The following is a 22,543-nucleotide window of genomic DNA, read 5'->3' as shown; positions in this document are numbered from 1 at the left end:
TTTTTTTAGTGCTTTATCCAATCAAATGCTAAATCTGACCACTCTAATAACAGATAATCAGAGATAGGGCAAGATGTGAATTTTTAGAACCTTTAAATATGCATTACAATGCTTGAAAATCCTAAAAATAAGCACAAAAATAGCAGCTAAATCTGACCGAAAAAACGTTGATTTAACTGCTGTATCTCTTGATTGGACAATATTTCAACCAAGTAAGACGACAAATAGTTGCCTATATTATACCTAATTTTTAGCTTTTTTGCAAGTTTTTGGGAGATTTTAATGACCTCCAAGAATACTAGACCAAGCCTTTTGATAGTCACTATCCGTTCCTCCGATAGCAAACTTGTAAGTGGTGTCGCCAGGCCCATTTTTGGCCCAGTAACTATCAACCATTTCACCACTTACGGAAACATTACGGCCATTGACCGACACTGTTGCCGGCTTAAGACCTGTTGATTTGAGCACACTGGCTTTTATGGCACTTGAATCCATGTTAAACTTATCACCCGTCTTAAAAATACCTGGATTAGCATTGTAGATAGCTGACGTTAAACGAGCCATATATTGGGCATTGTAGGTGTAACCTGTTTTAGAATCGGTCGGCGTATTATTGTCATAACCAGCCCAACCACCAAGGGTAATCCCAGGAGTTGACACAATCAGCCAAGCATCCGCAAAGTTATCTGTCGTTCCTGTTTTACCCATCCAATCGGCTGAAGCTGCTGAACCATTGACATTTTTCAATTCAGAATGGAACTGGGTCGTTGCCCCCTTAACGACAACTTCTTTGAGGAGATTATCCATGATACTTGCCGTAGCCCTCGAGAAAACTTGAACCCCTTCGGATTTATGCTGATAAATAACCTCGCCTGTACGATCAGTAATACTATCAACCATATAACCTTTTTCGTAGACACCACCATTTGAAAGCATCTGATAAGCATTGACCTGTTGGGCGACTGTCGTTTCAATCCCACCACCAAGAGGTAGACTCTCAATATTATAGTTAGCAATATTGTAACCCATCTTGGTCATATATCCCTCAACATCAACATCATTACGCTGAAGCATTTGGTAGGTCCAAAAAGCAGGAATATTCCATGAGGTATTAAGAGCCTCCTGCAGATTCATCATAGCCGTACCCTTATTACCATCGTGAAGAATCGGTGTCCCACCCGTAAAATTGGCTGGATAATTGGAAAGAATACTGGAGCTTCCCATCAAACCTTGATCAATAGCAATACCATAAGCGATAATGGGCTTAATAGAAGAACCAGGGGAACGTGCCGTATCAAAGGCATGGTTATTTTGGTTATTTTCATAACTACGACCACCAACAAATCCTAGAATTGCTCCAGTCGCATTGTCCATCAGTACATTTCCGACTTCAACGCCACTATTGCCACCTTGATCGAGTAGGCCACCATATTGACTAGCAGCATTTTGCATCGCATTATAGACGGCATTGTCAATTGTTGTCTTGACATGATAACCACCTGTTTGTAGCTCTCGAAGAGCCATCTCACGGTAGGTTTCCTTTGTCTTATCATTTTTTAACTCTTGACTTGATACCTTGTCACGCTTCACCAAATAATCATACATGACATCCTGAGCTTCAGACATGACTGAATAGTACAAATAGTCATGACTGACAGCATCTGGATTTTCTCCAGCCTTGAAATCTTTAGTAATATCATAATTCTTGTAACTATCGTATTGTGACTTATCTAGGTAGCCGCCTCGATAGAGATTGTAAAGGACATCTTTTTGACGCGCTAAGCCATAAGACAGGTCATTTGCGTTCTTGAGTTGACCATCTGCGGTATAAGGCGAATAGACAATGGGACTCTGTGGTAAGCCTGCAAGATAAGCCGCTTGAGGAACGGTTAAATCCGCTGCAGAAACCCCGAAAATTCCTTGAGCAGCTTCCTCAATACCAGCGATATTTTTTCCCCTATAGTTACGTCCAAAAGGAGAAACATTCAGGTAGTCGGTTAAAATTTCATTTTTTGAAGCACGACGCTCCAGTTGTAGGGCATAGATAATCTCTGCTGCCTTGCGCTTAAAGGTCGGGGCATCTCCCGTGACCTGTTGCTTGATTAACTGCTGAGTCAGCGTTGAACCCCCACTTGAGGAACCTACACCTAAAACTGATGACACCAAGGCCCTAAAAACCGCCTTTGGTACAACACCCTTATGCTTCTTGAAATTTTCATCCTCAGTTGCGATGATGGCATTTTTGACGTTATTAGAAATCGCATCACTTTCAATGGGAGTTCTCAATAAGTCCGTGTCAATATCCGCAATCTTCTTAGAGTCAGAATAACTCATCGAAGATACCAGACTAACCTCACTAATCTGATTCAACAAGGTTTTATCCTTAATAGACGGAACAGACTCAATTTGACTCCCCAAATAGCCCAAACCAATACCGGCACCAAACAAGGTAAGGACGATAATAACCACATAAAAGAAATCAGACAAGAGTTTTAATGTTTTTAAGAAAACATCGCCCATATCTAGGAAAGTCATCCGGTCCTCAGACGACTTCTTCGCTTGCTTGTGATTTTTCTTAGACTCAGTCACAAGCTTCCCCTCTCCTAAAGATTTCTCTCCTTTTTTAGACCTGAAACCGGCAAACTTTTTACGAATAGCTTGACCTGGCCGTCTAAAAAAATTTATTATTTTTTCAAAATTCATAGAAATACCTCAAAGCCTATTATAACAAACTTTGACAAAGCTTGCATAGGGTTGCTTTCTTTTGGTATAATGGTGCAGAATATACTTTACTGGAGAATATCATGACAATTTTTGAAGAACTAAAAGCACGTGGCTTGATTTTTCAAACCACAGACGAAGAAGCCCTTGTAAAAGCCTTTGAAGAGGGACCTGTGTCATACTACACTGGTTATGACCCAACAGCAGACAGTCTCCATCTTGGGCATCTTGTAGCCATCCTTACAAGCCGTCGCCTGCAATTGGCTGGACACAAACCTTACGCCCTCGTTGGTGGCGCAACAGGTTTGATTGGTGACCCATCATTTAAAGATGCTGAACGTAGCCTCCAAACCAAAGAAACGGTTGAAGGTTGGGTAGAAAAAATTCAAGGCCAACTCTCTCGCTTCCTTGACTTTGAAAATGGTGACAACAAAGCCGTTATGGTCAACAACTATGACTGGTTTGGTTCAGTCAGCTTCATCGATTTCTTGCGTGATGTGGGTAAATACTTCACGGTTAACTACATGATGAGTAAGGAATCTGTTAAGAAGCGTATCGAAACAGGTATCTCTTACACTGAGTTTGCCTACCAAATTATGCAGGGTTACGATTTCTATGAACTCAACGATAAATACGGTGTAACTCTCCAAATCGGGGGATCTGACCAATGGGGTAACATGACAGCAGGTACTGAGCTCTTGCGTCGTAAAGCAGACAAATCTGGACATGTTATCACTGTGCCACTTATCACAGATTCAACGGGTAAAAAATTCGGTAAATCTGAAGGTAACGCTGTCTGGCTTGATGCGACTAAGACTACACCTTACGAAATGTACCAATTCTGGCTCAACGTTATGGATGATGATGCTGTTCGCTTCTTGAAGATTTTCACTTTCTTATCACTTGAAGAAATCGAAGAAATCGGTAAAGAATTTGATCAAGCTCGTCACCAACGCTTGGCACAAAAGATTTTGGCTCGTGAAGTTGTGACCTTGGTACACGGTAAAGAAGCCTACGAACAAGCTGTTCACATCACTGAACAACTCTTCGCTGGTAATCTTAAAGCCCTCTCAGCACGTGACCTCAAAGTTGCTCTCCACGGTGTGCCAACCTATGAAATTTCAGCAGACGAAAATCTTAACATCGTTGAACTTCTCGTCAATGCCAAGATTTCTCCATCTAAACGTCAAGCACGTGAAGATGTACAAAACGGTGCTATTTATATCAACGGCGAACGTATCCAAGACCTTGATTACACGCTTTCAGATAGCGATAAAATTGACAACGAAATCACCGTTATCCGTCGTGGTAAGAAGAAAAACTTTGTCTTGACTTACTAATAAATACCAATTCTCACTCCTTAATGGAGTGATGTTTTTACCTTGGACATACAACTACAGGTGCACAATAAAAATAGTGGCAGCCTGCTCATCAACTTTCAATACTTACTACTTTCTTCAAGACACAAAAAAACCAGCACTAGGCTGGTTTTTTTGAGACTATCACATTAGTTATAAATCTTGAAAGCGTCGTCGTCGTTTTGACCAACGAATGGCATTGCTTTACGCAATTCAACACCAATCTTTTCAATTTCAAGTTCTTCAGCTTCTTTACGGTAAGCTTTCAAACGTGGGAAGCCAGCATCGTGGTCTTCAACGAATTCACGAGCAAATTTACCTGATTGGATATCAGCAAGTGCAGCTTTCATGTTTTCTTTGACTTCTGGACCGATGACACGTGGACCAGTTACAAAGTCACCAAATTCTGCAGTATTTGAACATGATTGACGCATTTTCTTGAATCCACCTTCATAAATAAGGTCAACGATAAGTTTCATTTCATGAAGAACTTCAAAGTAAGCCAATTGTGGTGCATAACCAGCTTCAGTCAACACTTCGAAACCTGCTTCAATAAGGTGTGTCAAACCACCCATAAGAACTGCTTGTTCACCAAACAAATCTTCTTCAGTTTCTTCTTTAAATGTTGTTACAAGCAAGCCAACACGTGCAGCACCGATACCTTTAGCCCAGTCCATTGCAATGTTTTGAGCATTTCCTGTTGGATTTTGGTAAACAGCGTAAAGAGCTGGTACACCAAAACCTTCTGTATATGTACGACGTACCAAGTGACCTGGTCCTTTAGGAGCAACCATGAAGACATCAACATCTTCTGGAGCTTTAATGTAGCCAAAATGAATATTAAATCCATGGGCAAAACCAAGAGCTTTACCTGCACTCAAGTTTGGCGCAATTTCATCTTTATAGATGTCTTTTTGAATTTCATCTGGTGCCAAAACCATAATGATATCAGCCAATTTAGTTGCTTCTGCTACTGTGTAAGTATCAAAACCATCTTCTTTAGCTTTATCAAATGATTTACCAGGACGTACACCGATGATGACATCATGTCCTGAATCACGCAAGTTTTGTGCATGCGCATGACCTTGTGAACCGTAACCAATAACAGCAATTTTTTTGCCGTCAAGTGCTGGTACTTTTACGTCTTTTTCATATTCCATTTGAACTGCCATAGTAATATGTCTCTTTTCTAAAAAAATATTTTATTGCCTTTTTAAGGCTGGGTTAACAAATTTAAATTGGATTTTTAATCACGGGTAAATCCAGTTGCACCCGTACGAGCGATATTCTTAATACCATAAGGTCGAATAACTCGTAGAAGCGCCTCGCTCTTTTCAGCATTCCCAGTCATCTGGATAGTGATAGAGCTAGGTGCCACATCAACCACCGAAGCACGGAAAGGTTGAATAATTGCCAAGATTTCAGCACGTTTAGAGGTTGGTGCTGATACCTTAACTAAGATAACTTCACGTTCCAAATGTGGCTGATCTGTAATATCGCGAATGCGAATCACATCAATCTGACGATTGAGTTGTTTGATGATTTGTTCCACCTCATTGTGAGAATTTACATCAATAATAATCGTAATACGTGAAACATTAGGATCCTCTGAAGTACCAACCGAAATACTTTCAATGTTGACTTGACGTCTTGAAAGGACACCTGTGAAGCGGTTAAGGACACCGGAACGGTTTTGAAGTTTAGCAGTTAACATTCTACGCATTGAACTTCACCCCCAACATTTCGTTATTACTCTTACCAGCCGGAACGATTGGCAAAACATGTTCCTTACGAGAGATGTCTACCTCTATGAACATTGGCACATCTTCCTTGATAACTTCCAAATCCTGATCAATTGTTTCTGGATTATCAAACTTATAAGACTTGATACCATAAGCTTGAGCCATCAATTGGAAATCTGGAAGAGTTTCAAAGACAGATTCTGATGTACGTCCCTCATAGAAAGACTCTTGCCATTGGCGAACCATACCAAGTGAATGGTTGTTGAGCATGACAACCTTGATTGGCACCTTATAAATGTTCAAGATAGCCAACTCTTGGTTAGTCATTTGGAAACCACCATCACCAACAAAGAGGACAACTTCTTTATCAGGATTGGCAATTTTAGCACCAATGGCTGCTGGAACACCAAATCCCATTGTCCCTAGACCACCTGAGGTAACCAGTTGGCGTTCATTTTGGTATGGATAATACTGAGCAGTCCACATTTGATGTTGACCAACGTCAGTAACCACAACAGCATCTCCCTTAGTCAATTCACCGATACGTTCGATAACTGCCTGAGGTTGTACCATACGTTCTTTCTTGTCGTAAGAACGCACACGCTCTTTATCTTTCGTGACTTTTTCAATCCATTTTTCAGTGTTGTTTTTAACAACAGGTTCTGCTAAAAGCATCTCAAGAGCTTGCTTAGCATCCCCAACAACAGGAATATCTACAGAAATAATTTTACCAATTTCAGCCGGATCCACATCAATGTGAACGACCTTAGCATTCTTAGCAAATGTTTTAGGATTACCTGTTAAACGGTCATCAAAACGACAACCAATAGAAATCATAAAGTCAGCGTCAGTCATAGCAATATTAGCCGCATAGGAACCATGCATACCTCCCATGCCCAAGAAAAGGGGATGGCTAGTAGCAATTGTTCCTTGACCTAATAGACTTGTAACAACCGGAATTTGGTAGCGTTCTGCAAAAGCGACTAACTCCTTAGCAGACTCAGAATAAGATACCCCACCTCCAGCTACGATAACTGGTTTTTTAGCCTTGCCCAACTGTTTCAAGATTTTCTTAATCTGCATTTCGTTTGGTCTTAGCGTTGGTTGGTAACTTGGAAGATAAATTTCAGGATCGTTAATATAATCCGTTTCCTTAGCTACAATATCTTTTGGAAGGTCAATAACAACTGGACCAGGACGCCCAGTCGTTGCGATATGGACTGCTTCCTTAATAATACGAGGAATATCAGCTGTATCACGAACTTGATAGTTGTATTTGGTAATCGGCATGGTGATTCCGACAATATCAGCCTCTTGGAAGGCATCCTTACCAATACCTGCTGTTCCTACCTGACCTGTAAATACAAGGAGAGGTACACTATCACTCATAGCATCTGCAATCCCTGTGATAGCATTAGTCGCACCAGGACCACTCGTTACCAGAGCAACACCAAGTTTACCAGTTGATTTTGCATAACCCTCAGCTTCATGCAAACTTCCTTGCTCATGACGAGATAAAATATGATTAATCTCGTCATTTTTATAAATAGCATCATACAAAGGAAGAACCGCTCCGCCAGGATATCCAAAGATGGTTGAAATCCCAAGTTCAAGAAGTATATCAAGAATCAAATCAGCACCAGAGCGTGCTTCTTCAAGTTCAATTTTCTTCACATGGACCTCCTTTAGTAGTTGGTTTTTTTCGAATTGTCTAAAAATTCAAAACCTTGTATACTATGATAACATTTTTAACCAGATTTGCAAGGGGTTAGGAGAAAAATATCACAAACTCTCTGGAAAGAATGGTTTTAGTCCTTCTCCTGTGCTTGACGTTCTGCCTTACGCTCTTCAAACTCTTCATCACTCATCAATGTTCCGCCGACATTAGCAGATTTGGCAAAAGCTGTGTAACGACGCAACCAACCACTTGAAATTTTTGATTTGAACGGTTTCAAGTGTTTACGACGTTCTTCAAGTGTTGCATCATCGACAAGCAAATCGATGGTACGATTTGGTAGATCAATCACGATTTCGTCACCATCTTCAATCAAGGCGATATTACCACCTTCAGCAGCTTCTGGCGATACGTGACCAATAGCAATACCGCGAGTCGCTCCTGAGAAGCGGCCATCCGTAATAAGAGCTACATCTTTACCAAGCCCACGCCCGACAATCTTAGATGTTGGCGCCAGCATCTCTGGCATACCAGGACCACCTTGAGGACCTTCGTAACGAATGACGACGACATGTCCCTTCTTGACAGTTCCATTGTCAATCAACTCAAGGGCTTGATCTTGTGAATCACAACAAATGGCTTTACCACGGAAAGTTTTAACAGATGGGTCTACACCACCAACCTTGATAACAGCGCCATCCTGAGCAATATTTCCGTAAAGGATAGACAAACCACCAACTGGTGAAATTGGATGTTCGATTGGATGAATGATTTCTTCATTTTTAATTTCAGCACCAGCCACATTTTCTTTCAAAGTCTTACCAGTGACTGTGATGCGGTCACCCTTAATGGCACCTTTCTTAATCAACTGATTAATAATGGCTGGAACACCACCAGCTTCGTGCACATCATGCATGGTGTAAACACTTGAAGGGGCGATTTTAGAAAGATAAGGTGTCTTCTTAGCAATCTCGTTAATGTCCTTGAGGTTATAATCAATTCCAGCTTCACGCGCAATAGCAAGCGTATGAAGAACGGTATTGGTTGAACCACCCATGGCCATATCAAGCGCAAAGGCATCATCAATTGCTTCTTTAGTCACAATATCACGTGGGCGAACATTATTTTTGATGTTATCCATCAATTTTGTAGCTGCTTGACGAACCAATTCACGACGTTCATCTGAAACAGCTAGGATAGTACCATTACCTGGAAGTGCAAGACCCAAAACTTCCATCAAACAGTTCATTGAGTTGGCAGTAAACATTCCTGAACATGAACCACAAGTTGGACAGGCATTTTTTTCCAAATAATCGAGCTCTTTCTTGCTCATATCTCCAGCCTGATAAGTACCTACAGCTTCAAACAAACTTGATAGCGTAGCCTGATGACCAGTCATGTCAACGCCACCCTTCATAGGGCCACCTGAGCAAAATACCGCTGGCACATTCGTACGCATAGCCGCCAAAATCATCCCTGGTGTAATCTTATCACAGTTAGGAATATAGAAAACCCCATCAAACCAGTGGGCGTTAATAACAGTTTCTGCAGAGTCAGCAATTAATTCACGAGAAGGAAGGCTGTAACGCATCCCAATATGCCCCATGGCAATCCCATCATCTACACCAATTGTATTAAACTCAAAGGGAACACCACCAGCTTCACGGATAGCTTCTTTAGCAATATCTGCCAATTCACGTAAGTGAACATGCCCTGGAACAATATCAATATAGGAGTTACAAATAGCAATAAAAGGCTTTTTCATATCCTTGGAAGATTTAACCTGTCCAGTCGCATACAAAAGTCCACGTGCTGGCGCCTTATCAACACCAACTTTAATCATATCACTTCTCATGATCTTACCTTCAATCTATAAAATTTCTCACATCATATGTTACCACTTTGCAAAGTAATGTCAAGGAATTTTCAGAATATTTCCGTAATTCCGAAAAAACGTTCCTGCTGTATCGAAACCGACAAAACAAAAAGGAAGCCCTAAGACTTCCTAAATGATTATTTCAAAATTACTCAACGCTAAAGATATATGGGTATACTGGCTGATCACCTTGGAAGATTTCAACTTCAATATCTTCGTGTGCTGCTTCCAATTTATCAGCGATTGTTTGAGCTTGTTCTTTATTTCCTTCTTCGCCGACGTAAATCATAACAATTTCGCTATCTTCGTCAATCATCTTGTCAAAGGTGTCAAGAAGGGCTTGATCCATATCTGGTGTAGACACAAGAATCTTACCATCAACCATACCAAGGATGTCATTTTCATGAATCTCAAGGCCATCAATAGTTGTGTCACGTACCGCTAAGGTCACGCTACCACTTGTGACGTCTGAAAGACTAGCTGTCATCGCTTCAACGTTAGCTTCGATACTTTGGCTAGGGTCGAAAGCAAGCAAGCTTGTAAAGCCTTGTGGAACTGTACGTGTTTCAACAACTGCCGCATTGACATCTACTACTTCAGCAGCTGATTGTGCCGCCATAAAGATGTTTTTATTATTTGGCAAGATGATAACATTCTTAGCATTAACCTGCTCAATAGCCTTAACGATATCCTCTGTTGATGGATTCATTGTTTGACCACCTGAAATCACATAGTCAACACCTTGAGATTTGAAAATATCTGCAAGTCCATCACCAGCAACAACCGTGATAAGGGCAAAATCTTTAGGAGCTGACTGCTCTGTTTGCACAGCTTCTTCTTTTTGCACTTGTGCATCGTGTTGGTTACGCATGTTGTCAACCTTAACTTTGACAAGGGCACCATACTTAAGACCTTCTTGCATGACAAGACCCGGATCTTCCGTATGAACATGGACCTTAACAATCTCATCATCGTTAACGACAAGGAGAGAGTCGCCAAGATTACTCAAGTAATTACGGAATTCTTCATAATCAAAATCTTTGACATATGTAGGTCCTTGTTTAAGAGCAACCATAATTTCAGTACAGTAACCAAATTTGATATCTTCGGTCGCTACATGACCTGCAACAGATTTATGGTGCTCAGCATTAATCATTTCAGTCATGGTAGCAGGCGTTGCTTGGAAATCCTCTGAAGCAATATACTCACCAGTAAGTGCTGACAAGAACCCTTCATAGATAAAGACCAATCCTTGACCACCTGAATCGACAACACCGACCTCTTTTAAAACTGGTAGCATTTCTGGAGTCTTAGCCAAGGCTGCCTTAGCCCCTTCAAGAGCTGCACGCATAACTTCAACAGCATCATCCGTAGACTCTGCTTTTTTAATAGCTGCTGTGGCTGCACCACGAGAAACAGTCAAGATTGTCCCTTCAACAGGCTTCATAACAGCTTTATAGGCAACTTCAACACCTGATTGGAAAGCGCTGGCTAAATCCTTACCATCAAGTTCGATTTTGCCTTTGATACTTTGTCCAAAGCCACGGAACAATTGAGAAGTGATGACCCCTGAATTTCCACGAGCACCCATCAAAAGTCCCTTAGACAAGATTTGTCCAACTTCACCAACTGTTGATGCCGTCTGATCAGAGACAGCCTTAGCTCCGTTATCCATGGTCATACCCATATTAGTTCCTGTATCTCCATCAGGAACTGGGAAGACATTAAGCGAGTTCACATATTCTGCCTGCTTACCAAGACGAGTCGCCGCAGCCTCTACCATTTCTTGAAGCAAGCTTGTTGTAATTTTAGACACTAGTTTTCTCCTACGACTTTGATGCTTTGAACGTAAACATTAACAGTTTCAGCCTTGATACCCAATTGATTCTCAAGATTGAATTTTACACGTTCTTGAATATTTTTAGAAACCTCACTGATCTTGACACCGTAACTCATGACAGTGTATACATCCACAGTGATACCTGCATCAGTAGATTTCACGACAACTCCTTTTGCGTAGTTTTCCTTTCCAAGAAGTGCTTGAAAATTATCTCGGATAGCACTCTTACTTGCCATACCGACAACGCCAAAAATTTCTGTTGCTGAACCGCCAACTACTGTTGCAATGACATCATCTGACAATTCGATTTGACCATCTTTTGTATTGATTTTTACAGTCATAATTACTACCTCAAAAAGTTTTTATCAGCTTATTTTACCATATTCAAGCCCACTTGTAAAAAATAAGAAGGAGATACCCCCTGTATAGAGCATCTCCTCATCAATTTATCATTAAAACTGTCTCTTTATGAGATAACGACGGTACATCACATAAAGGAACACAGCCCGCCATACATTATCAACAACTGTTGCAATCCAGACACCTGCAAGACCCATTCCCAGACTCACTCCAAGGAAGTATCCTGAGAAAATTCGGATGAGCCACATCCCAATAGTCGTTGCATAAAAAGGCATCTTAGCCTTACCCAGACCTTGCCAAACTGCTGTGTAGACTAAAGTTCCCGAAGTCACAGGATTCCCCAGAAAAGAATAAAGAATAACTACCTGACTAGCCGCAATAGCTGCTTTATTATCTGTGAAAAGGCCTGACAAACCATGACCAAAACCTAAAATAATTCCCGATACCAGAACCATGAGGACAGTCGAAATCCAGTAAGATTCTCGAATAATACGCTTCATCTGCGCCTTATCCCCTCGACCCAAACTATTGGCAACTAGAATTACCGTCGCTGTCGCTACTCCCATACCAGGCATGTAGTTAAACTGGGTAAGGTTTTCACCAATGGCATTACCACCGACAACAGCTGTACCAAAGGTCACAATAATAGCCACGATTACCACATCACCAGCACGCATCATCAGTCGTTCACCTGCAGCTGGTAGGGCAATCCCCAACAACTCCTTGTTAAAAGGTTTGGTAATTTCAAACTGCTTCACATCCAATTTCATGGCTGTCCATAGAATCACTGTCCCAACCAGACGAGAAAAAACCGTTGCTGTCGCAACCCCAATAATCCCCCAATGGCCAACAAATATGGCTAAAGAGGATAAAATAGCATTAAGCACATTGGTCAAAAGACTGACAACCATGGAAATACGAGGGCGTCCCTTGGCTCGTAGAATATTACCAAAAGTGGTCATCAATCCTAGAAAGACGACTCCCCCACCGACAAGGGCTAGATAGAGACTACCAGCCTGAGTCACCGATTGCTCAGTACCTAGAAGATCCAAAATGGTCCTGCCACCAAAAATCGAAAGAAGACCAAGAACCAAACTAAGGGCAAGAGTAATAATGATAGCATCCCAGGTATCTCGGTTGGTCGCTTTGACATCACCTTTTCCTAGACTTCTAGCAATGACACTAGCACTTGAGGCCCCCAAGGCAATAAAGATAGCCTGATAAATGGTAATGATATTATTGGCCACGGAAACCCCTGATATGGCGACAATTCCAACCTGAGCTACCAAGTAAGAATCGACAACCCCCATCAACATTTGTAAGAGGTTCTCAGCCATAGCCGGCAAGGCTATATTTAGAATTTTCTTTGTTTCTGTCATAATATTCTCTTTTACATTGATAAAAATAGGGCTGATTTCTCAGCTCCTATTTTTTTATTCTTATAAGCCAAGATAGCTTTCAACTGCTTTTTGCATATCAGCTGCCGCAACAACTGTTTTATGGCGAACTTCTGCACGTTCAAGTCCATCTACAGCAGCTGGGATAGCTACACCTGAAAGTTGGTGCAAATCTGCTACCGCTTTGAAGTCATCTCCACTGTCTTTACCAGTGACAGCTGAGACAGCTACACGTGGGAACTTGTAAGGGCTAGCTGTTGAAGCGATGACTGTTGGTGTGTGATCATCTGTCTTTTGAACATAGGCTTCGTAAACCGCTGAGGCAACTGCTGTATGAGGATCTTCAATATATTTGTCTTCCTCGTAAACACGTTTGATTTCAGCAGCTGTTTCATCCTCGGTCGCAAAACCAGCTGCAAACAAGTCTAAAATATCTTGATTTGCATCAGCCAAAGTATACTCACCCTTAGTCACAAGCGCATCCATAAGTTCTTTAGTCTTAGTTGCATCATTGCCAAGAAGGTGGAAAATCAAGCGTTCCAGGTTAGAAGATACCAAGATATCCATTGAAGGACTTGTTGTCACCTTGAAGTCACGTTTCTTGTCGTAAGTACCTGTTGCAAAGAAGTCTGTAAGAACATTATTTTCGTTAGAGGCGCAGATTAACTTGCCAACTGGGACACCAATTTGACGTGCATAATAGGCTGCCAAGATGTTACCAAAGTTACCTGTTGGTACTGTAACGTTAATCTTATCACCGTTTTGAATATGACCCGCCTTAACCAATTGTGCATAGGCATAAACATAGTAAACCACTTGTGGTACCAAACGGCCAACATTCATTGAGTTAGCTGATGAAAATTGCGTTTGATGAGCCAACAACTTCTCACGTAAATCAACATCGTTAAACATGCGTTTGACATCTGTTTGGGCATCATCAAAGTTACCATCAATAGCAATAACATGAGTGTTCGCACCTGTTTGAGTAGTCATTTGTAGTTCTTGGATTTTTGAAACACCATCTTTTGGATAGAAAACAATGATTTCAGTTCCAGGAACATCCGCAAAACCAGCCATGGCTGCCTTACCAGTGTCCCCTGATGTCGCTGTCAAGATAACAATCTTATTATCAACACCTTGTTTTTTAGCTGATGTTGTTAGTAAGTATGGCAAAATTGACAGTGCCATATCTTTGAAGGCGATAGTAGAACCATGGAAAAGTTCAAGATTATAATGATCCTTAAGTTTCACAACAGGAGCAATAGTAGCCGTGTCAAACTTGTCATCATAAGCATTTGTGATACAGTAATCCAATTCTTCTTCAGTGAAATCATCCAAGAAAGCTGACAAAACCAATTTAGCAACTTCTTGATAAGAAGCGTCTTTCAATTGGTCAAAGTCCAAAGCAACCTCAGGGATTGACAATGGCGTAAACAAACCACCATCTGTTGCCAAACCTTGAAGAATAGCCTGGCTAGCTGTCACTTTATTATTTTCATCACGTGTTGATTGGTATACAAGTGTCATGGTAAATCCTCTTTTTTAGATAGTCTTTGGCTCTATTGTATCATAATTGTCAGAATATTTCTACATATATTGTGACTTTTGCAAAAAACATTCGGCTTTCACTTGATGTACAGGATTCAAAGACAAGGAAAAATCCGGAATTTTTCTATTCCGGATTTTGGTTTAAAATTTATCTTTAGTGTCATTCTCAGTTGAGAAGGTCATATCTTTTGACTTACCATCACCACTAAGGATGACTTTTTTATCCTTCTTGGTAACTTTTAGCTCTTGGCCTTTTTTCACATTTAGACCATCGATATCAACATCTTTGTTGACAGAAGTAATAGTCATCTTATGCCCTAAACGACTAACCTTCCCTTTAAAGAGGGTCGTTGTAGTTTCACCTGTCTTAGAATCATACTTTTGACCACTATCTTTAGCAGCCTTTTCAAGAGCTTCATCAAGTTCTTTCTCTATGGTTTCCTCACTGTAATAATTTTCGAAGGATTCTCCATAAAGGTCTTTAAATAAATCGCCAAAGGTTGAAAAGGTCTTTTGAACTCTCTCACGGTAGTCTTTGATATAGGTTTCCTTGTCAAACGTAAAGCTTGCAGTCACCTTCGCATTGCTACCCTTTGCCTTCATGGTTACAGCAGTTTTTGTAATATATTTTTCAAGTTCTTTACTATCCACATCGGTCAAACCTTCGGTCATACTTGAACTATATTCTCTACCTAGAGAACTGCTGTACCACTTACCGTCAATATTGCCTGTCACATAACGGTAGCCTGTAAAGCCACCAACACTTAATAGGATAAGAGCTACGGCTGAAAGAACAGAAATTATGATAAATTTTTTCTTTTTAGCATCTAAGCCTTTTTTAGGAGCCATATTGGTCACAGCTACTTGCCCTTCTGGAAAAGCAACTGTCGCTGGTGTAGCTGTTACTGGTGTTCCTTCAATTGATGCAGGATTAGCATTTGTCTCAACGATTTCTGCCTCAACCTTAATGGGTTCAGCCGTAGCTGTTTCTTCTGATTTAACTGGCTCCTCGTTAACAAACTCTCCAGCCTTCAAAGCATCCGCCATCTCCTGCACACTCGGCTTACGTCCATTCACCGTTTCAAAATAGTCCAACCATTCCGCTCTTGTCATCTATATTCCCCTTTAATTACATTTTTAATTTATTTTCTGGTAAAGTTAATGTCACCAAATTCACTGTGTGCTTTGATGACAAAGCCACCATTGTTAGGTGTATAGTCTAATACGTCACCTTTTTTAAAGACATCTGAATCTCCAGCACTAGCTATTGTGATTGTTTGATCCCAACGGTTTATGTCACCCATGAAAGCAGTTGTTGTTACTTGACCTGTTTTAGAATCGTAAGTATAACTCTTGGGAAGTTCTTTTTTTATCGTCGAATCAAACTGTTTGTAGTAATCTTTTTCTGACAATGAATAACTATCAAACACCTCTGAGAACTCCTCCCCGTACTGACCTTTCAGTTCATTGACCCTACTCTTGTAAGCCTCATAAAGACCTTTTCGATTATAGATAAAACTCACCTCTAATCGGGCTTTATTATCAGTAATGCTCATCGCTGTATTGATATCAGTGATAAGGTTTTGCCCCTGTGGTAAGGCATTACTGATCTTTTGCTTAGCATTGGCAGTATCTTTTAGAGTAGCCAACATTTTCTCGCTAAAAGTCGGGCTTATCCAATCACCCTCAATACTAGCTGCTTGATACCGGTAGCCCATTACCGCAAAAACAATCAAAAGTATGGTGAGTATTGCTGCAATTACACCTGATACCATTCCCAAAATATTCTTTGAAGTTACTGGCGCTTTTGATTCGTTCATCTTTTGACTGGGATTGAATTGAACACTCACTACCCTATCAGCATCAAACTCTCTAAACTTATTAGTCGCTCTATTCCCTTCTATGGAGGCCCTTGGAGGCCTCGTTTCACGAGGCGCTGTATCACCCAAACTAAGCCCTTCTTCTTTTGTCATAGGAATCTCCTTATTTTGCTGTAAGGCTATTATAACAATTCTTAAAGCGATTTGCTATCTTATTCAGGGAAGTTCTTAATTTTTAATTTAGGTAAACACTCTAATCTAATAGCTTTTTAGCCAAAAAAAGTAGCCCTTATAGAGCTACTTTAGTTCATCGTCTACCCTTTATAATCAAAAGCAGTTTCGATAATTTCTTTCAATTCTGAAATAAGTGGTTCTTTTGGATTAGCTGTTGTACATTGGTCTTCATAAGCATGTTCAGCCAAAGTATAAGCAGTGTCCTGAAGAAGTTTCTTAGTGACGCCTTGTCCTTTCCAGTTCATGTCAATTCCAACAGCAAGTCCTAATTCATAGACTTTTTTAGCCAATACTTCAACCAACTCAGCATCTGATTGCTTGTCAGTTCCCCATCCCATGTAACGAGCAATATCTGCGTAATCCTTGTCTGCACGGAAGTAATCATATTTAGGGAACATCGCATGTTTTTGAGGATCACGTCCATTGTAGCGGATAACGTGTGGCAAGAGAATAGCATTCGTACGTCCGTGTGGAATATTGTACATTGGACCAACCTTATGCGCTAATGAGTGACTAATACCAAGGAAGGCATTTGCAAAAGCCATACCTGCAATGGTTGATGCATTATGCATCTTTTCACGTGATTCTTCATCAGCAAAACGATAAGAATGTTCTAGATTTTCAAAGACGAGTTTGATAGCTTGAAGAGACAATCCACGTGTATAATCACTTGCCATTACTGACACATAAGATTCAATAGCGTGAGTCAAAACGTCCATCCCTGTATCAGCAGTAACGCTAGCAGGTACACTCATAACCAAGGCTGGGTCAACAATGGCAATGTCTGGAGTCAAAGCATAGTCAGCCAATGGATACTTGATATGTGTTTCACTGTCAGTGATAACTGCAAATGATGTTACTTCTGAACCTGTTCCTGAAGTAGTTGGAATACAAATAAATGTTGTTTTTTCTGCATAAGGAATCTTGTAGGTACGTTTACGGATATCCAAGAATTTTTGCTTAGCTCCAAAGAAGCTTACATCTGGGTGTTCGAAGAACATCCACATTGCCTTAGCGGCATCCATTGCAGAACCACCACCAAGGGCGATGATAACATCTGGTTGGAAGTCTACAAAGCGTTCCAAACCTTTATAAACTGTATTTGTAGATGGGTTTGGTTCAACATCTGAGAAAACTTCAATCAATGGGTCATTGTGGTTAAGTTCCAATTGTCGTTTAACCAAATTTGCATAACCAAACTGAACCATACCTGGGTCGCAGACCAACATAACACGTTCAGCCTTGATGTGACGCAAATAAGTTATTGAGTCTTTTTCAAAGAAAATTTTTGGTGGGACACGAAACCACTGCATGTTATTACGGCGCTTTGACAGTGTTTTAATATTAAGAAGGTCAAATGAGCTAACATTATGAGAAATTGAGTTGTGACCGTGTGAACCACATCCAAGAGTCAATGATGGAATCATATTGTTGTAGATATTACCGATACCACCTTCAGATGATGGGCTATTTACCAATACACGGCAGGCTTTCATGCGAATACCAAATTGGAGTTGAAGGTCTTCATTTTCAGTATGGATAACAGCTGTATGTCCGAGACCACCTAAGTTAAGCATCCCTTCTGCTTTGGCAAATCCATCTTCAACACCATCAGATTTGATAAGAGCGAGTACTGGAGACAATTTTTCCAAGGCAAGTGGGTGTTCCATAGTTGCATCTGGAATTTCTGCCAAAAGCATTTTTGTACCTGCAGGAACTTTGATACCAGCTTTTTCTGCAATTTCAACAGCTGAGTGACCAACAATCGCTCCGTTTACAGCTGTACGTGCTTCGTTAAGAACGGCTTTTTCCAATTTAGCAATATCAGCTTTTTTAGAGATAATCACACATTGATGGGCTTCGAATTCAGCCTTAACTTCATCATAAACAGCAGCATCAACGATTGCTCCTTGTTCAGAAGCACAAATCATACCATTATCGAACGTTTTTGAAACAATGATATCATTAACAGCACGTTTAATTTTAGCATCAGCTGCAATGTAGGCAGGAACGTTACCAGCACCTACACCAAGGGCAGGTTTACCAGTTGAATACGCAGCCTTAACCATACCAGGTCCACCAGTCGCAAGAACGGTAGCAATCTTTGGATGGTTCATCAAAAGACCAGTTGCTTCAATAGATGGCTCTTCAATCCACTGGATACAGTTCTTAGGTGCACCTGCTTCAATCGCCGCATCACGAACGATACGAGCAGCTTCTGCAGATGATTTTTGAGCTGAAGGGTGGAAGGCAAAGACGATAGAGTTACGTGTCTTAAGAGCAATGAGGGCTTTGAAAATGGTTGTTGAAGTTGGGTTAGTTGTTGGTGTAACCCCACAGATAACCCCAACAGGCTCAGCGATAGAAACCAAACCTTGTTCTTTATCTTCAGCAATAACGCCTACAGTTTTATCATATTTAATACTATTCCAAATGTATTCAGAAGCATACATGTTCTTGATGGCTTTATCTTCATAGATACCACGTCCTGTTTCATCAACAGCCAATTTTGCCAAGTACATGTGTTTATCTAGGGCAGCAATCGCAGCATGGTGAACGATATGGTCCACTTGCTCCTGCGTAAAGTTAGCCATAGCATCGAGGGCTTCAACCCCCTTTGTTGCTAATTCATCAATTACTGTTTGAACATCTTTAGTTTGTTTAGTCATATGAAACTCCTTTGAATACTTGTTAAAAACTTCACAAGCTTTAACACAAATCTATTATAGCGTTTTCTACACATTATGTAAACCCTTACATTGATAAAAATAAAGAAATCCGTCCATTTTTAGACAGATTTCATCACTTTTTACCAAATAATCACACGTTCTTCTGGGGCACGCCACATGCCGTCGCCCTCTTTGACGTCAAATTCCTTATGAAATTCGTCGAAGTTGCTCACGATAACATTGGTACGCCATTTAGCAGGAGCGTGGACATCCACGCTAGCTAACATTTGCATGTATTCTTCACGCGCCTTCATACGCCAAATCGTCGCAAAGTTAACAAAGAATTCATGAACTGAAAAATCCTTATCTCGTTTAGCTGCTTCTAAGGCACAGGCTACACCACCGAGGTCAGCCACATTCTCAGAAACAGTCAGTTTGCCGTTGACCTTGGCACCATAAGAATCCAAGCCCTCAAACTGATCCACAATCTTGTCAGTACGTTCCTTAAAGGCTGCATAGTCTTCTTCAGTCCACCAATTCTTAAGACTACCATTCTCATCAAAGGAAGCACCGTTTGTATCAAAGGCATGGGAAATCTCATGAGCAATGACAGCACCAATACCACCGTAGTTGGCTGATGACGATTGGTGAAGGTCATAGAAAGGTGCTTGCAAGATAGCTGCTGGGAAAACAATTTGGTTCTGCTGTGGATCATAGTAAGCATTAACCATGTGGGCAGGCATATGCCACTCACTACGATCAACAGGTTTATTCCACTTGCTCCAGCTATGAGCAATTGAAATTTCGACTAACTTCTGTGCATTCTCAACAAGTGACAAGTTCTCATCAATAATCTTCTTATCATATGTCTCAGGTAGTTTTTCTGGATAACCAATGTGAGGCGTAATAACATTAAGTTTCGTAATAGCCTTTTCACGTGTTTCTGGTGCCAACCAATCCGCAGTTTGAAGGCGTGATTTATAAACATCAATCATAGTTGCCACTTTGGCTTCAACGTCTGCCTTAGCTTCTGGAGAGAATTTTTCACCAGCATACCAAAGTCCTAGAGCCTGATTGTAAGGTCCTTGTGCCAAATAGTAGGCTGCTTTTTTCTTGTCCCAGGCTTGTGGTGTTCCTGAAAGCGCACGACCATATTTTCCAGCCAAGATACGAAGCTCGTCTGTCAAATAGGCATTCCAAGATGTAGCAGCATCAATAAGTAAGTCCGCCTTAAGTAACTCCCAATTTGCTTCTGAGTAATATTCCGCTGCAAATTCTGTCCAGAAGCGTTCTTCAGGAACGATAACTTTATTAGGAACTTGTCCCAAGATTTCTGTGAAGATGTTATCAAGTGGAAGTTCCGGTGCTAGCTTGGTAAAGTCTTCCCAATCATATGGGTGGTAGAGTTCCACATACTCGGAAGATTCTTCACTCGAAAGGACATACTTGGCTAACTTAGCATCAAGAGCGATAACCTTGTCCAAGATATCTTTGATTTGTTCAGATGTAAAGCCATATTTCTCTAGGAGTTCTTCTTGAGTCTCACGCCAGATTCCCAAAAGCTCCTTGCCCTTTTCATTATCCTCAGTGTAATAGGTTGTATCAGGTAAAATAATACGTGGTGCTTCAGCCCAAAGAACATTTAATTGGGCATTCATAAAATCGGGAGACACACCAAACGGGAACGCATTAGGCTTTCCAGACATCTCATAGTCAGCAATTTTCGAAGCAAATTCTGAGAATGAGGAAAGCTTCTTGTATTCTTCAATCAAAGGTTTAACAGGCTCGATACCAACTGCCTCACGTTTGTCAAAGTCCGCAGCCATACGGTGAAACTTAATGAAGTTTTGTAGAATAGCATTGTCAGGAACATTCTCTCCTGCCAACCACTGATCAGTTGTTTCAAGCATGAGGTCTTCTATTTCATCTGCTAAATCTGAGAAACCACCTGTACGTGGTTTGTCATCCGGAATCACTGCTGTTTTTTCCCACTCACCATTAATCGCATGGTAAAAATCATCTTGTAAGCGTGTCATTACACTTCCTCCATCAACATTAAAAGTGCTTTCATTATAACAAAATTCCCCAGCAAAAGCATTTACCGAGGAAAAATTGGCTTATTTAACTAGGATTACCAAGGTTTGATAAGGTTTAAGAATTACCTTTTCAGCAAGCTCCGCATCGTCATAGTTGGACAAGAGCACTTGTCTTGCTTGGTATTCTGCTGGAATCGCCACTTCGAATTCACTTCCGTAGAAATGATTGAGTACCAAGAGTTTTTGACCGTCTAAGTGGCGTTCAAAAGCATAGACCTGCTTGCTATCTTCAAGTGCTGGCAGGTAGCTACCTTCTGAAATGATCGGCATTTCCTTCCGCAAGCGAATTAATTCTTTATAGAAATTAAAGATTGGTCCGTTTTGAATCTCCTTTTCTTTTTTGACAATATCTGATTGACTTGATAAACCAATTGTAAACGATTGCAAATTTGTCTGCAAGTGTTCCGGGATTTTTTACCCATATTTTTTGAAAAAACAATAGTTGTATGCTTTTTTGCCAACAAATAAGGAGAGCAATGAAAAAATACCAGGTTATTTATAAAGATTTAGAAAAATCTATTCATAGCAAAGAATATCAAGTTGGAGACTTTCTACCCACCGAGCAAGAATTAGTAGAAACTTTCCAAGTTAGTCTAGACACCATACGAAAGGCATTGGCTTTACTCGTTGAAGAGGGTCTGGTTAAAAAGATTCATGGATCAGGCTCTCAAGTTATTAGTCAAGAACAAGTGAACTTCCCTGTATCTTACTTAACCAGTTACCAAGAGCTCATAAAACAACAAGGCATTAAATCACAAACCAACGTTATCTCTCTAGATAAAATCATCGTTGACACCAATCTCTCAAAAAAAACTGGATTTTCAAAAAGCCAACAGGTTTGGCGTCTTATTCGTCAAAGAGTAGTTGATGGTTGTGCCTCTGTCGTTGATATTGATTACCTAGATGCGAGACTTATGCCTCAACTCAACCGCAGCATCGCTGAGAACTCCATCTATGATTATCTTGAGAATCAGCTCCACCTTAGCATTTCTCATGCCTTTAAAGAAATCACCATTGATAACATTACCGAGCAAGACAAAATCCTCATCGATATCGGCAAAGATCATCACGTCGTCTGCATACGCTCAAAAGTTTATCTGGATAATGGAAATCAGTTTCAGTTCACTGAAAGCCGACACAAACTTGAAAAGTTCAAATTTGTCGATTATGCCAAGCGTCATCACTGAAGATATAGAACCAACCAACA

General features: G+C 40.6%; 15 protein-coding genes and 1 pseudogene. 2 read left to right on the top strand and 14 right to left on the bottom strand.

Going from position 1 to position 22,543, the window contains the following annotated elements; translation table 11 throughout:
* Positions 1-279 precede the first annotated feature (279 nt).
* Positions 280-2,703: a penicillin-binding protein PBP1B gene (pbp1b, locus tag HMPREF0848_RS09075; RefSeq protein ID WP_008536095.1), complete on the bottom strand. Its 2,424-nt coding sequence runs from the start codon at positions 2,701-2,703 to the stop codon at positions 280-282.
* A gap of 101 nt (positions 2,704-2,804) precedes the next feature.
* On the opposite strand from pbp1b, the gene tyrS reads away from it, so the two are divergent.
* Positions 2,805-4,061, top strand: a complete 1,257-nt coding sequence (gene tyrS / locus HMPREF0848_RS09070) for a tyrosine--tRNA ligase (protein ID WP_002887457.1) — start codon at positions 2,805-2,807, stop codon at positions 4,059-4,061.
* 167 nt (positions 4,062-4,228) lie between these two features.
* On the opposite strand, the gene ilvC is transcribed toward tyrS, so the two are convergent.
* The 13 genes and pseudogenes from ilvC to HMPREF0848_RS09005 all read right to left on the bottom strand — a co-directional run.
* On the bottom strand, positions 4,229-5,251 hold the full coding sequence (gene ilvC, locus HMPREF0848_RS09065; protein ID WP_002887458.1) for a ketol-acid reductoisomerase: 1,023 nt from the start codon (positions 5,249-5,251) through the stop codon (positions 4,229-4,231).
* Positions 5,252-5,325: 74 nt separating this feature from the next.
* Complete coding sequence (gene ilvN / locus HMPREF0848_RS09060; RefSeq protein ID WP_008536094.1) at positions 5,326-5,802, bottom strand: acetolactate synthase small subunit; 477 nt, start codon at positions 5,800-5,802, stop codon at positions 5,326-5,328.
* On the bottom strand, positions 5,795-7,495 hold the full coding sequence (locus HMPREF0848_RS09055) for an acetolactate synthase large subunit (RefSeq protein ID WP_008536093.1): 1,701 nt from the start codon (positions 7,493-7,495) through the stop codon (positions 5,795-5,797). The genes ilvN and HMPREF0848_RS09055 overlap by 8 nt, the downstream gene beginning before the upstream one ends.
* A 134-nt stretch (positions 7,496-7,629) precedes the next feature.
* Entirely contained in the window at positions 7,630-9,351 is a 1,722-nt protein-coding gene (gene ilvD, locus HMPREF0848_RS09050; RefSeq protein ID WP_002887460.1) for a dihydroxy-acid dehydratase, read from the bottom strand.
* Positions 9,352-9,520: 169 nt separating this feature from the next.
* Positions 9,521-11,188, bottom strand: coding sequence for a DAK2 domain-containing protein (locus HMPREF0848_RS09045; RefSeq protein WP_008536092.1), 1,668 nt, complete (start codon positions 11,186-11,188; stop codon positions 9,521-9,523).
* A complete protein-coding gene (locus tag HMPREF0848_RS09040; RefSeq protein WP_002887462.1) occupies positions 11,188-11,553 on the bottom strand; it encodes an Asp23/Gls24 family envelope stress response protein in 366 nt (121 codons plus the stop codon). Before HMPREF0848_RS09040 ends, HMPREF0848_RS09045 begins: the two co-directional genes overlap by 1 nt.
* Positions 11,554-11,664: 111 nt before the next feature.
* Positions 11,665-12,951: an MATE family efflux transporter gene (locus tag HMPREF0848_RS09035; protein WP_008536091.1), complete on the bottom strand. Its 1,287-nt coding sequence runs from the start codon at positions 12,949-12,951 to the stop codon at positions 11,665-11,667.
* 60 nt (positions 12,952-13,011) lie between these two features.
* On the bottom strand, positions 13,012-14,496 hold the full coding sequence (thrC, locus tag HMPREF0848_RS09030) for a threonine synthase (RefSeq protein ID WP_002887464.1): 1,485 nt from the start codon (positions 14,494-14,496) through the stop codon (positions 13,012-13,014).
* A 162-nt stretch (positions 14,497-14,658) separates the two neighbouring features.
* Positions 14,659-15,630: a hypothetical protein gene (locus tag HMPREF0848_RS09025; RefSeq protein WP_008536089.1), complete on the bottom strand. Its 972-nt coding sequence runs from the start codon at positions 15,628-15,630 to the stop codon at positions 14,659-14,661.
* A gap of 29 nt (positions 15,631-15,659) precedes the next feature.
* Positions 15,660-16,490, bottom strand: a complete 831-nt coding sequence (locus tag HMPREF0848_RS09020; protein WP_008536088.1) for a hypothetical protein — start codon at positions 16,488-16,490, stop codon at positions 15,660-15,662.
* Between the two features lie 161 nt (positions 16,491-16,651).
* Positions 16,652-19,291: a bifunctional acetaldehyde-CoA/alcohol dehydrogenase gene (adhE, locus tag HMPREF0848_RS09015; protein WP_269479160.1), complete on the bottom strand. Its 2,640-nt coding sequence runs from the start codon at positions 19,289-19,291 to the stop codon at positions 16,652-16,654.
* Positions 19,292-19,380: 89 nt separating this feature from the next.
* Positions 19,381-21,276 carry a M13 family metallopeptidase gene (locus HMPREF0848_RS09010; RefSeq protein ID WP_008536086.1) on the bottom strand — a complete coding sequence of 632 codons (1,896 nt, stop codon included), beginning with the start codon at positions 21,274-21,276 and terminating at the stop codon, positions 19,381-19,383.
* Between the two features lie 81 nt (positions 21,277-21,357).
* Positions 21,358-21,681 (bottom strand): annotated as a pseudogene (locus HMPREF0848_RS09005) (DUF3459 domain-containing protein); the annotation flags it as partial.
* Positions 21,682-21,812: 131 nt separating this feature from the next.
* Here HMPREF0848_RS09005 and treR point away from each other — a divergent pair.
* Complete coding sequence (treR, locus tag HMPREF0848_RS09000) at positions 21,813-22,523, top strand: trehalose operon repressor (protein WP_008536084.1); 711 nt, start codon at positions 21,813-21,815, stop codon at positions 22,521-22,523.
* Positions 22,524-22,543 lie beyond the last annotated feature (20 nt).

Origin of the sequence: Streptococcus sp. C150 (genome assembly GCF_000187445.1) — a bacterium.
GTDB lineage: Bacteria > Bacillota > Bacilli > Lactobacillales > Streptococcaceae > Streptococcus > Streptococcus raffinosi.
Note: the sequence above shows the minus strand (reverse complement) of the source record. Positions and strands in the feature narration are given on the sequence as shown.